Below are 13,488 nucleotides of genomic sequence, written 5' to 3'. Positions count from 1 at the left end.
GTGGCTGTCACTTCAAGGGCGTTCGCTTTCAGGAATGTGCACGACCGTCAGCGCACAGCAATCCCACGCCTTGGTCCCCCGGCTGGCATTCCAGGTGATGAAGAGCTTTTCCCCTTTCGGATCGACTGCCGTGCTGTAGGTGCCCTTGAGTGCTACGCCATATCTCTGTTGATAGAACGGCGCGAGAAACGCGATCACCTTCTTCTTGCGGGTTGTCGTATCGAACTGCACGACGGGCGATCCGTCCTGCTCGCTGCCGCCATGGGCACCGGGCACGTAATAGACGTATCGGCCGGTCGGGTCGGCATCCATCGACGCGATATACGCCTGGCTGCCGACGGCGCCGTTGCCCAGGGGCTCGACCTTCTCCGTCTTCACGTCGAACGACCAGAGCTCGGCCTCGCCTTTGCCTTGGCCGGTTGAGACGGTGTAGATCTTGCCCTGTGGCGTTTCGCCTGTCGCGGCGCGGACGCCCAGTTCGGCGTCGATCGGCACCGGCGCTCCCCCGACTGCAGGGTCGAACCTCACCAGCTTGCCCGCATTGTTCGACGCCGGCACGTAGTACACCCTGCCGGTGGACTTGGCGAACATCAGATATCGCGGCGGACCATCGGCATTGGTTTGAAGCATCTTCTTGTTCAGGCAGTCGTACGCGACGAACTGAATGCCTTGAAGTTCGGCATTCAAGCCGTGGGCCGTGCCGCCGTAGAAGATAAGCCTTTCGGGGTCGAGCACGCTCGTGGGGATCGAGTGCTTCGACATCGGCCCTTCGACGACAATCTCCGTGGTCGCCAACTTCGGGTCGGTGCGGAAGATGCAGTCCCCTTTGTAGCCGTAAGCGTCGGCAGCGACTTTGGGCGAGCCGCGATGGGTCGAGAAGTAGATCTTGCCGTCCCGGCCGAGATCGAGCCGGCTGTGGATCTTGCCCGGCGAATACTGCCCCTCTGGAACCTTCAGCGTCTCCTTTACCTCGAAGATCTTCCGGAATGACTTGGCCGCCGGGTCATACTCATAGATGAACGCGTTGCCGCCGGGCGCGGCATGATCGCCGATCGAGGCGTAGTACTTGTCGCCGATCGCAATGCTGTCGCCCCAGTTGGACCAGGGGTTGCCGGGATAGTTCTGGCCGGGGTAGTAGGCGAAATCGACGACGGGAGGTGTCGTCGCGACGGCGACGTCCGCGGGGATGGACTCCGGTCGCTTCAGGAAGTCCGGCGATCTATCGGTGGCGCTGGGCGCGTCGTTCGGCAGCTTCGGCGGGTACGGCACTTCGTCCATTTTCAGGAAAGGCGTTGCGGGCTTCTTTGCGGCGGGCTTCGTCGCAGGTTTCGCCGCCGACTTCTTCGCCGCCGGCTGCTCGTCCACGGCCTTCGGCGGCGCGGCGTACGAGGCGGCAATGCCGGTGACGGTAAATACGCTAACTGCCATCATGAGCCTGCGAGCGATCGATCGCATATAGGTTGAACGATTTGGTAGAGACATGTCATTCCTCAGTTGCCATTTCCAGAAGTGCCACGGTCGGCGGTTTCAGGTTCACGCGGTCGGCGTTGTGTCGTCTCGGATAGAAGGTCCTTCGCAGCGCTCAGGATGACAATTGGGACAACTCCAAGTGCTCTGTCACACCTTGAGTAAGGGATGATCTGGGTGCCATAGGCTGCGGTACTCCGCTGCCCGTGGTACGACATTCCTCGCGCGAAACGACGGGCAGGCGAGTACGCCAGCCCATGGCACCCAAACCGTCCCAGACTCAAAGTGTGACAGAGCACTGGGACCGCGTTACCGCAAAAGGTCGCTTCTATTTCCCACGCTTGACGACGATCTCCCGATCTGCCGCCACGTCGCGAACGACCGTGCTTCCCTTGCCGTGCGGCCAGACGACTTCGACATCGATTTTCTCCGTCTTGCCGAGCCCGAAGTGCGCCTCGGCGACCTGTGCCGACGCGTAGCCGAAGCCCGTGGCGATCTCCCGGCAGCCGAGCAGCGGCTTGGCGGCAATGCCACCGTCGCCAGCGGCGCGGACGAGGACTCTCGCCCCGACGCCCATGCGATTGACGCCGTCGCCGCCTTCGACGCGGACGCGAAGCCAGTGTCCGCCGGGCGTTTCATTTCGCAGGAGCATTGAGCGGTTCTCCGGCCACCAGCTTCCGTGGAACAGGTCGACCTTGCCGTCGCGGTCGAAATCTGCCGCCGGCGCCGGCGCGGAATAGACGATCTTGTGATCCTTCAGCATCTTCTCGAAGAAGGTCGCGGTTCGTCTGGTGGCTCGATCCTCCGCCGTCGGGAAGTCGTTCACATCCCACCCGTCGATCTTGAACTTCGGCAGGCCACCGGTTGTTCCGAGATTCCGGAAGATGATTGGATACGCCCTGCCGCCGGCGAACTTGACGATACTGACGGCGACGTCGGGCAGGCCGTCGTTATCGAAGTCCTGGATTTCGACATGCGGCGCTTTGAGTGCCAGCGGTTCGATGCCGACGCGCTGCGTGACGTCTTCGAACTTCGGCTCGCCGCCTTCGCTGCCGAGGTTGATGAACAGACGAGGGGCGACGGGCGTGACCCACGGCGTTTTGAAGTGCGGGCCGAGGATCAGATCGAGTCGGCCGTCGCCGTTGACGTCGCCGAACGTCGCGCCGCAGACCATGTTGTCGCCGCCGGAACCGGGCCAGGCGAAGGTCGCCGGGGAACAGGCCGCTTCTTGGAACTTGCCGTGGCCGTCGTTGAGCAAAAGGCGGTTGCCGCCGTTCTTACCCCCGGGCTGTTTACCGTCGGCCTGTTTACCGTCGGATGGCGCGGCGACAAACAGATCCGGCCACGTGTCGCCGTTGACGTCGGCTGCCGCCACACCCAGGCCGGGCATGTCCTGCGGGAGGCCGGCTTCGCGGGAGACATCCTTGAACTTCAGATCGCCAAGGTTGCGGAACAGGCGGGTGCTGTGGGTTTTCGAACCGTTGTAGCCGGCGTTGGGTTCTTCGCCGACGAGCAGGTCGAGGAGACCGTCGCCATCCACATCGACGACGGTCGCGCTGCGCCCGCCAAAGGCTTCCGGGCAGGCCTCGTTTCCCGGGGAGATGTCGGTGAACTTGCCGCCGCCGTCGTTGCGAAACAGGGCGCAACCGCGGACGTTGTCCTTCGGAGACGGCATGCTCGAGACGTAGAGGTCGAGGTCGCCGTCGTTGTCGAGATCGGCAAAGAGTGCGCTGGTCGCCCGGCCGGCGATCTGCAATGCGGTCTGGGAATCGACCTCAAACTTACCATTCGCCTGCCGCAGCAGGCGGTGGGTTTTGCCGTCGCGTTTTTCGTTCGAGAAGGTGGCTACGAACAGATCGGGTTGGCCGTCGCCATCGATATCGCCCCAGCCGGCGGCGTGGGCGTAGATGCCTTCGATGGCGGGGAACAGGCCCATCGCCGCCCCCACGTCGGTGAATTGGAAAGCGGTTGCCGGGGCGGAATCAGCGGCCCGACCCACCTGGCTCGCCCAACATGCCACCGCTACCAGCGCCAAAGCACCTAGAGGTGTCGCCGCGGGCAGCGATCTTCGTCGGCGCGTTGGTGGTATCCCTCGCGACATGGTCCGCTCCTTCGGTTTCTCTTCCCCGGATTGACTCGATCTTCGCCGAAATGGAATACCCGCACAGGGTGGGGAGCGTTACGGAGAAGATTCAGATCGTAGATGAGAGACGGTGATCGAACTGACGTGAACGAGTGTGAGCCGCGGCGCTAAAAAGGAGATCGGGGTGAGCCCGATTACGATCCAAAGTCCTATAACTGCGTTTTGCGAATTACAACTCCCCAATGTCGGCAGATCCGGAGTAATCGAATTATTTTTTCTTCAAACCAAAGCGGACGTTAGCCGATGAACGAGAACGGCGGCGTAGGCCATTTCGCCGTGGCCTCGGGCACATCCGCCAACCATCGCGCATCGCAGCACCATCGGGCACTCGGGAGAGAAGGTTATGACCCATACCGCTCAGGAGACCGGCGCGTCTCGTCGTACTGTTCGTACATCCATTGGACCCAAGCAGAACAAAGCCGAGGTGCCGCTCTCGGCGCTCGACAACGATCCGCGCATTAAATCGGTCTGGGCCAGCTACAAGGTCTCCCCGACTCCCGAAGAGCGTAACGAGCTGATGGAGCACTACCTCCCGCTCGTCAACAAGTGCGCCCAGCGCCTCCACCAGAAACTTCCTGCGGTCGTGCAGATTGACGACCTGGTCTCGGCCGGCGTGCTGGGGTTGATGGACGCGATCGAAGCGTTCAAGCCGGAACTGGCGATCAAGTTCGCCACCTTCAGCGCGCTGCGAATCCGCGGCGCGATCCTGGACGAACTGCGGTCGATGGACTGGGCCCCCCGCCAGGCCCGCAACTGGGCCCGCAAGCTCGAAGGCGCCGCCCGCGACCTGCAGGCCGACCTGGGCCGCCAGCCGACCGAGAAGGAGATGGCCGACCATCTCAAGCTCCCGGAAGCCGATTTCGAACACATCGTCCGCACGAGCCGCAGCGTGACGTTCACCAGCCTGTCGCGTCGTCGTGAGAACACGAACGAAGGCGACGAGATGGAACCGTACCTATCGGTCCCCGACGACAAGGCCGCCGACCCGTTGGTCGAGTCGCAGCGCCGGTTCCTGAAGGGATACGTCACCAAGGGCCTGTCCCGAGCCGAGCGGCTGCTGGTCACCCTGTACTACTACGAAAATCTGACGATGCGCGAAGTGGGCCAGGTTCTGGACCTGTCGGAGAGCCGGGTGAGCCAGCTCCACAGCCAGATCATCAACCGCCTCCGCGAGGCTGCCAACACGACCGGCCGTGCGCTGCACGAACTGGAAGAAGCGGCGTAAGAGGCGATTGCAGCAAAGTAGATCAAACTACGGGCGGCTCGAAAGAGCCGCCCGTTTTCTTTTGGCGTCCGTGACACGGGTTTCCAACCCGTGCGAGCGACGTCGGAGTCGAATGAAACCAAATCTTCGGCGTGCTCTGTTTCAATCTGTCATTGAGGATCGGAAGTAGTCCTACTTCGGTAGCACCCAGCACGGGTTGGAAACCCGTGTCACGGACGCTCGCTCCTTGCTGTAACATCGCCGCTCCTCATGGAGCGACCTTCGCAGAACTCGGCCCCCCGCTGGCTCGACGCCGTCGTTTGGCTTGCCGTTGCCACCGTCGTTGTTGTCGCCGGCTATGCCTGCTGGTGTCGCACGCCGTTGCTCTGGGATGGGTCGTACCAGTTCGCCGAGACCCTCCGCGCCGGTTCCCCTTACGCCTACCTCTCGCGGTTTCATACTCGCATTCTGTGGCAGCCGGTCGTCTGGCTGATGCCGTTCACCGACAACGTGCGACTGCTGCAAGCCGTCTACGGGCTCCCATTCATGCTCGCCCCGGCAGTTGGCCTCGCCGTCTGCTGGTGGTTCGTGCGACGGCAGATGCCGACCCTCATCGTCTGGGCAGCGATGGGGATCCTCGCCACGCCGTTGCCGGGGCAGATCTTTGTCATCAACGACAGCATCTTTCAGCAGCACCTGTTCTGGCCAGTGTTCTTCGGACTACTCGTGCAGATGACCCGGCGGCAGAAGGCCGTCTGGGCGGTGCTGGCCGTGTTCCAATTCGTCCACCAGATTGGATTGATCCTGCTGGCTGTGGCTGCGCTGACGACGCTGATTCTCCCCTGGGAGCGCGGCCGACCCCGTCCGCTCGTTGCTCGGATCAGGGGGAGCCTGCCCGCGATCCCTGCCGCGTTCGCCGTCGCCGCCCTGCTGGCATTGTTGATGGCCGCGAAAGTCTGGTGGACGAGCATTCCCGGCACCGCGTACTACGACAGCTATGCCGCGCGCGAGGCGACCTGGCAGTTCGCCAAGGACCGCTGGTGGAAGTCGGTCTGGGGCTACCCGTTGAACGGACTGCGGATGATCTGGCTCGCAGGTGGCGTCATCTGTTTGCAGGCGTGGCTGTTCACTTTACCGAAACGGGAATCCGCTGCCCGCATGTGCGCGGCGATCACGATGGTCGCGCTGGTGGCGGGCGTGCTGAACTGGACCACCTGGGCGGATAGCCCCATCGCCTGGGGCGGCGCGATCGAGTACCGCCGATGGCTGGTGCCGATGACGATGCCCGTATTCATCCTCGCGGCGATCGAGGCGTGGTGGCGCGTGTCTCGGACGCGAAAGAGCGAAGATCAACGAGAGCCCGCCGGCTCGGCCGCGGGTGTTTCCATCGAAGTGCGAGACGCCCCTTTACAAGACGATGCGGTCGAGGACGTTCGCGCTCCGATAGACCCAATGTTGCCCCTCCGCGCCGCGGTGATTCTGCTCCTGACGTGCGTCTACGCGATTGTGATCTGCCGGCAGAGCACGCAGGTGAACGAGATGACATCGCGGCTGGAAGCCGAAATCGCCGCGAGTCCGACATCGACGATCGTACTGCCAGCTGATCACTGGTTGCGCGGTACGCCGCTCGACCACTGGTCACTCGGCTGGCAGTCGCTGGTGTTACAGGGAAAGACGCCGACGAAGTGGGTGGCGCCGACGGACCTGCCGGCGGAGAAGTTGGAGGCGCTACACCGCGGCCGGTTGCCCGTCGACAAGTTTGTCGAGATCGATCCGAATCCGGGGGCAACGGGGTGGTTTGATCTGCGTAGGATCACGTCCAGGCAAGTGGATGAGTTGCCGGTGGTACCGTAGCGTTCACGTAGGGTCCGCCTTGGCGGACGCGGCGGCTCCGGACGAGACTCAACAGCGCGGATCGGATAACAGTGTCGCTACGGTGGGCTTCGCGTCCGCCAAGGCGGACCCTACGAGGAGCTGTAAGTCGGTCATTTCGCCAAGAACTCCACCAGATCCCGAATGTCCTCCTTGCTCAGCGTCTTGCTTATGTCATCGGGCATGCCGCTCAGTCCGCCCTGACGGCTTTTCACTTTCGACTTGGCCAGCTTCATCGGACCGACGTTCGGAACCTCCAGCGTCAGTTCCGTTGCGGTCTCGGCTTTCAGAACGCCGGCGATCACCTCGTCGTCGGTGGTCTTGATGCTGACGGTTTCCCAGCCCTCGGCGATCTTTTTGGAGGGGTAGAGAATCGATTCCAGGATGTACTCGCGACCCTTCTCTGTACCGCCGGCGCGGGCGAGGAGGCCTGCCAGATCGGGGCCGGCGTTTCCGCCGACCTTGTTGATCGCATGGCACCGCAGGCACGAGACGTCGGCGCGTTCGCGGAAGATGTAGGCGCCGCGCTCGGCGTCGCCGCCGGCGAGGGTTTCGCGATGCAGTGCGAGCGGATCGGCCTCGACCTTTTTCTTTCGCGCCCCGTCGAACGCCTTGTACGCGTCACTGAGCTTGCCTGATTTCTTTGTCGCCGCCGCGGTTAGCAGGTCGAGGTGCGCCTCCACCGGCAGCGCTCCCTTGGTGAGTCGATCGAACGCCAGCTTCAGCACGGTCTCGCCGTCCTTGCTGGCGGTCTTGCCGGCCATCATCGCGGCCGCGGTCTGGACGACGGCCTGCTGCTCGGCGGGCGTGCCGCTGACAAGGAGGTCGGTCAGCGTCTTTGATCCGCCGGGCAGATTGGCCTGGACGCGAATGCCTGCCAGCCGCAGCGCCGACTCCTGCGACGCCAGCGCCAAGGACGCGCCATCGGCGAGCTTTTTGTCCTTCGCCGGCACCATCGCCGCGACGGCAGCGGCGCGAAGGCCGGGCGGGTTCTTCTCGTTCCTGACCAAGTCGATCAGCGGCGTGGTGTTCACGCCAAGCGCGGTCGAGGCATTCAGCGCCGCGATACGAACGCTATCCGGCGCTTCGGCCAGCAGCTTGTCGAGCACGGTCACGAGAGCCGACTTGGCCGGTTCGTTTCCTCGCGGCGGGACCGGCCGCCAGAGGCCGGTGACGCGATCCTTGCCGTTTGGATCCTTCCACGCGGCCAGCATCTTGAGCGCCTCGACGCGTGTCGGCGTGGGCACATCCGATCGGGCGGCGAAGGTCGCGAGCGCCTTGGCTGTTTCGGCGGTGCCAAGGCGGTAATTCGCGTTCAGCACTCGGTACAGAATGGGTTCACTCAGCCCCTGTTTTATGATCGCCGCGGCGAGTTGCGGCATGGCGGCGTCGAGCGTCTCATCGTTGATCGCGCGGGCGGCTTCGAGCACCAGCGTGGTGTCGACGTCGTCGAGGAACTTCGCGACCTTCGCATCGTGCTGCTTGCGATACGCCAGCAGCGCCGCCACTCGGACCGAGGGCACGGCGTCGTCGGCCGTCTTTTCCAAGGCGGCCGGATCGTTGATGCCCACCAGGGCCATCACGCCGGCGTGACGCAGGTAAGCATCGCGGTCGCTCTGCTTCTTGAGCATCGCCAGGACGGGATCGACCGCATCCTTTGCCTTGAGCTTGCCGAGCGCTGCCGCCGCGAACGCCTGCGTCCGAACATTGCGGTCGCGCTTGATGATGTTAATCAACGGCGCGACGGCCTCGGGAACTTTGGCGTCGCCGAGCTTTCGTGCGGCCTGGGCGCGGATCTCAGGATCCGAGTCGGCAAGCAGCGGCAGCAAGGCCGCCGCCGCCGGCGAGTCGCCCGGGGTTTTGCGGGCGATTTGACCAAGGCCCCAGATCGCGTGGATTCGGGCAAGCGGGTTTTCGTTGGCTTTTGCTACGGCTGCGAGCGTGGAGAATCCCTTCTCGCCGGGGTTGGTGTCGCCGATGTTCACCAGCGCGAACTGTGCCCCCTGCCTGACGCGGACGTCGGGGTGTTCCAGGAAGTCGGCGAGCTCTTCCTCGCTCCGCTTCAGGAAGCCGAAGCTAAGGATCTGTTTGACCTCGGCCACTTGCTTGGCGTCCTGCCCTGGCGGCGTGATCGCGTAGATGCGGCCTTTGCCGTGGGGCTCCCAGCCGGTGACCCAGTCGGTGAAGTAGATGCGGCCGTCGGGTCCGAACGTGACATCGGTCGGCAGCACGCCGGTGACCAGTTCCTTCACTTCCTCCAGTTCGAAGCTGGCGCCCATCGGCTTGTTTTTAAGTGCGTAGACGCCGCTGCCCCCCGCCGCCCCGCCGCGAAAATCGACCAGCAGGAAGCGGTTCTGCCAGTCGGTCGGCATGCCGGTGCCCGGCGTGTACGTCAGGCCCGCGGGGCCGGCGATCTTGGGCGTGGCGATCGGCGGCAGGCGGTAGTAGGCGGGGATTTTGGGGTTTACCTGGCACAGGTCTTCGCCGAGCCATGCACCGCGGCTGACAGGATTCGTGTGCCACTGCCAGCCGACGTGCCAGCCGCTGTTGCCCCCTTCGACAACGTAGACCCAGCGGGTTGGGTCGCCGCCGTCAGAGTTGTTGTCGGCGGTGAAGAGATTGCCGTATTCGTCGAACGCCAGTTCCTGCGGATTGCGCAGGCCCGTGTGGACCAATTCGAGGTTGCTGCCGTCGGGTTCGCACCGCATGACGCAGCCACTGTCGGGGTTGTCGATCAGGACCTTGCCGTCTTTCTCGATGTGTACGCCGCGGTCGGCGATCGAGAAGTAGAGCCGGCCATCAGGGCCCATGGTCAGGCCGTGGAAGTCGTGGCCGGAGTAGGCAAAGCGGACGCCGAAGCCGTAGTAGACGGAATCCTTCTGGTCGGCGACGCCGTCGTTGTTGGTGTCCTTGAGCTTCCAGAGCGCGGGGATGCTGGCGAAGAAGACGCTGTCGCCGACGGGCAGCACGCCGGCGGCGGTGCCGTGTTCGAGCTTGTCGAAGCCGGTGGCGAAAACCGTGTCTTTGTCGGCAATGCCGTCGCCGTTGGAATCTTCGATCAGTCGGACGCGCTCGCTGAGGCCTTCGAGCGATTGCCAGGTGTCGGGCATCCGGCGTTTGACCATGTCGATGCGCTGCTGCACGTTTCGCAGTGACAGGTCTTCGTCGAGCCAGTCGGGCAGCTTGCGGATATCGAGAACGGAGTTGCGACGGCGGAAGGTCTCGACGACATAAACGCGGCCCTTGTCGTCAATCGACAGGCAGACCGGATTGGCCAGCCTGGGCTCGGCGGCGAACAGCTCCGCCTTCCACCCCTTGGGCATCGAGAACTGCTTGATCGCGGCCTCGCCCTCATCGGACGCCGGGGCGACGTACATCGTGGGCTTTGTCGCGGCTTTACTGGCGTTCGGATCGTCCTCGCCGTCGGCGGCTCGGATGACGAACGGCGTCGCAGCCAACAAGGTGACTGCGACACAAGCAACAGCACGGCGAAGCGGTTTGACAGCGGGCATCTGCGCAATGCTAGCGGGCTGACGGCGATCTATTCAATCCGTGAAGTTTTCAGAAATGCGCGGAAGGGCGCGTCATGGCGGCCCCCTTCGCGCTCGACCGGCTTTGGCACTATTTCCCGGTTTCAGAACCGTCGGACTCGGGCCGATTGGCCTTTCGGCCGGTCATGCCCTCCGGGCCATGTTTATCCGGCGTCTCATGGACCGGGGGATTCGGGCCGTCGAGCGTGCCCTGCGGGGAGGCCTTGTGCGGCTTGGCGCGCTCGTAGCTTTCGGCAGGGTCCGGGGGCGAGACGGGATGCTGAGGGTCGGTCGGCTTGTGCATACGAGGCTCCAGGTAAGCGGTACTGTGGAATGTAGGCAGCCGACCACATCGTTTCCGGGTGAAATGCACCTCATTCAGTAAGCGATCCTTGCGGATTCGCGGCTGGCATGGCGGACCGATGCCGCAGGTGGATACTGCGCGGCCAGGCGACAAGCGCTCGTGCGGATCGCTCGTCGCCTGGCCGGGGCGTCCTGGCGGTGCAGTTGAGAGGTACTACTTGGCGGCGGCCTTTTCGGGGCCGTCGATCAGTTTCTGGATTTTGGCTTTGGGGAATCGCCCGTTCTCGATTCGCCGCAGAATTCCCTCTCGATCGATCACGTACATCGTCGGCACCGACGTTACCTGGAACTTCGCCGCCAGCACGTGCCAGCCGTTCGAACCAGACGGGCCGTAGAGGTTCGGCCACGACATGTCGGGCGTCTCCTTCAGAAAGGTCAGCAGATCCTGCTTCTTCGAATCGCACGAGACTCCGATCACTTCCAGACCCTTTTCCTTGTTCTGTTTGTAAAACTCGATCAGCTCTGGCAGCGCCTCTCGACATGGGCCGCACCAGGTGGCCCAGAAGTCCACGATAACGACCTTCCCCTTCAGGCTTGCCGACGTGAACGGTTTACCCTGGACGGTGACGCCGCTGATGACCAGCGGCCTGCCGAGCTTGTCGGGACGAAGTTTGTACTTCTGCGCGGACGGCCCCTTCAGGTCGGTTTCGATCGACACGCGCAGCGATTCGGCCAGTTCGTCATTGGCGGCTCCGGCGTTGGCGATATCGAGCATCGCGGATGTCAGGGCATCCTCCGTTGGGTTCGCCTTTGCAAACGTCTTGATCTCCTCAAGCACCTTGGATTGTTCGTCGGCCTTGGGCTTGGCCCACCACGCGAGCTGAAGCGAAGCAATCCGGCCCACGGCTCCATCAGCGGGAACCTTGCTTTGCTTCAACTCTTCGATCTGCTTGATTGCTTCGGCGTCTTCGAACAGCGCCAGCACGGCCAGGTCGCGCGCCTTCACTGGCCGTAACGCACTCTTTTCCACCGGCGACGCGGCGGCCAATTCGTCGACGAGCTTCAGGTGCTGCTGATATTGCGCAGTCAGCTCGCCAGTCATCTGCTGCCGGAATCGCGGGTCGATCTGTGACGCGAAGTCGAATCGCTTGATCTCCCGCGACAGCTGAGACAGCTCGGTTGAAATTTCCTTGGCTGGTCGCTTCTGCGCAAAGACGAAGGTCGGGGCACAAACCAGCACGACAGTCAGTGCAAACCCAAGGCGGCGGACTAGGTGCTTAGACATGGCGACCTCCCTAAAGAAAAGCGGAATCCGAAGTGGCAATAGCGATCCGCATGGTTCGCGACATCCCCGGATGGCCGACGGCCGTTCCCCATTGAGGTGCCTGCGATGCGATCAAGCTTAACCCGCCGCCACGGCACGAAACCAGTCCGGGTCGCTCGCGGGGCTGAAAAATCTCATGGTGGGAGAAGCGGGCTCAGCCTGCATTGGGTCTTGTGCGGACGACACCAAACGAGAAGAGGCTGCGGCATGCCGCAGCCTCTTCTCGGCTCGTTCCGGTGGTCGGAACTCAACGAGCTATGGGGCAAAGCGATCAGACTTTTCCCGGCCACCATGCGTCCAGGGTCTTCGTCAGACGTTCAACCGTCCGGGGATCGGAATCGGCCAGGTTTTTCGTCTCGTGCGGGTCGGCCGCCAGGTCGTACAACTCGGGGCCGCCCTGCTCGTTTTGCTTCGCCGGCAGAATGAGCTTGAGATGCCCGTCGATGACCCATCGCCAGCGCAGGCTGGCTTCGGGTTTGTTGAGGTCCTGGGAGTTATGGGTGAAGCACTCGCCGGTGATCGTCTTGCGCGCCTTAACGGCGGCATCATCGAGCAGGTTCAGTCCCTGCATTTGCGCCGTTGGCTTTTTGCCCAGCGCCGCCAGCAGTGTCGGCATGATGTCGATAGACATCGCCAGGTCGTCCGACATCTTCGGCTGAATCCTGCCCGACCATCGAACCATGATCGGCGTACGCGTGCCGCCGTCGTACTGCGATTGCTTGCTTTTGGGCGCGTAGCGGGGATTGTCGAGGTTCTGAATCCAGCCGTTGTCCGAGAGGTAGACGATGATCGTGTTCTCGCCCAGTCCCTGCTTGTCGATGTGGTCCACGAGTTGCCCGCAGGTCTGGTCGAACCATTCGACCATGGCCCAGTATTTGGCCTGATGCAGCGAGGGGGTTTTGTCCTTGTACTTGGCGAGAATTTCCTCCGGAGGCGTGTGCGGGTCGTGCGGCATCATCGGCGCGTACCAGACCATGAAAGGCTTGTCGGCCTTCTTCGCCTCGGCGATGAAGTTGTAGATCGGCTCCATCGTCTTGCGGCCGATGTCGAGCCCTTCGTCGCCATGACGCGAACCCTTGGTCATGCCGTGCGTGAATCCGCCTCGGGTGAAGTTGCCCTGCCACCATTTGCCGGTCTGCAGGCTGAGGTAGCCCTCGTTCTTCAGCATGACGGGAAGTGTTTGAACCGCTTCCAGATGCTTGTTCATCACCTCGCGGCCGGCCTGAAAGGTTTCCTGGTAAGCCGGGTCGTTCTTTTTCATCTTCGCCGGCATCGGCGGATCGTTGCTGGTCACCAGGTGCTGATGGGGGTAGAGCCCGGTGATCATGGTGGCGAGGCTGGGGCAGCAAAGACTTGATGGCACATAGCCGCGCTTAAAGGTCAGACTCCGCGAGGCGAGCCGATCCAGGTTCGGCGTCTTGACCGTCGAATGGCCCATGAAGCCGTAGTCGCCCCAGTGCTGGTCATCCGAGATGATCATCACGATGTTCGGCGGCCGCTTGGGGTCGGCGGCTTTGGCGGGCGGCGCGAAGACGGACAACAGGCCGGCAACGCAGCAGAATAAGGCGGACCAACGATAACGCATGCTCGTTCCTCGCAACGGGTGGCGAATCCCAACTCCGACCAGTACGTCCCGGCTCGGGAA

General features: G+C 63.1%; 8 protein-coding genes. 2 read left to right on the top strand and 6 right to left on the bottom strand.

Annotated features, from left to right (window positions below):
• Positions 1-12 precede the first annotated feature (12 nt).
• Positions 13-1,482 (bottom strand): NHL repeat-containing protein, encoded by a 1,470-nt coding sequence (locus tag IPV69_RS24435; protein ID WP_206292346.1) that lies wholly within the window; start codon positions 1,480-1,482, stop codon positions 13-15.
• Positions 1,483-1,795: 313 nt separating this feature from the next.
• Positions 1,796-3,487: a CRTAC1 family protein gene (locus tag IPV69_RS24430; protein WP_206292345.1), complete on the bottom strand. Its 1,692-nt coding sequence runs from the start codon at positions 3,485-3,487 to the stop codon at positions 1,796-1,798.
• Positions 3,488-3,953: 466 nt separating this feature from the next.
• On the opposite strand from IPV69_RS24430, the gene IPV69_RS24425 reads away from it, so the two are divergent.
• Positions 3,954-4,835, top strand: a complete 882-nt coding sequence (locus IPV69_RS24425; RefSeq protein ID WP_206292344.1) for a FliA/WhiG family RNA polymerase sigma factor — start codon at positions 3,954-3,956, stop codon at positions 4,833-4,835.
• Between the two features lie 249 nt (positions 4,836-5,084).
• Positions 5,085-6,668, top strand: coding sequence for a hypothetical protein (locus IPV69_RS24420; RefSeq protein WP_206292343.1), 1,584 nt, complete (start codon positions 5,085-5,087; stop codon positions 6,666-6,668).
• Positions 6,669-6,799: 131 nt separating this feature from the next.
• Here the strand turns inward: IPV69_RS24420 and IPV69_RS24415 are convergent, their stop codons facing one another.
• The 4 genes from IPV69_RS24415 to IPV69_RS24400 form a co-directional block, all read right to left on the bottom strand.
• On the bottom strand, positions 6,800-10,198 hold the full coding sequence (locus tag IPV69_RS24415; protein ID WP_206292342.1) for a DUF7133 domain-containing protein: 3,399 nt from the start codon (positions 10,196-10,198) through the stop codon (positions 6,800-6,802).
• Between the two features lie 109 nt (positions 10,199-10,307).
• Positions 10,308-10,520: a hypothetical protein gene (locus IPV69_RS24410; protein ID WP_206292341.1), complete on the bottom strand. Its 213-nt coding sequence runs from the start codon at positions 10,518-10,520 to the stop codon at positions 10,308-10,310.
• 213 nt (positions 10,521-10,733) lie between these two features.
• Positions 10,734-11,804, bottom strand: coding sequence for a TlpA disulfide reductase family protein (locus IPV69_RS24405; RefSeq protein ID WP_206292340.1), 1,071 nt, complete (start codon positions 11,802-11,804; stop codon positions 10,734-10,736).
• A gap of 310 nt (positions 11,805-12,114) precedes the next feature.
• Entirely contained in the window at positions 12,115-13,428 is a 1,314-nt protein-coding gene (locus IPV69_RS24400) for a sulfatase family protein (protein WP_206292339.1), read from the bottom strand.
• Positions 13,429-13,488 lie beyond the last annotated feature (60 nt).

This window comes from Humisphaera borealis (assembly GCF_015169395.1).
Taxonomy (GTDB): Bacteria; Planctomycetota; Phycisphaerae; order Tepidisphaerales; family Tepidisphaeraceae; genus Humisphaera; species Humisphaera borealis.
The sequence above is the reverse complement of the archived record's forward strand: the minus strand, read 5'-3'. Positions and strand labels throughout refer to the sequence as shown.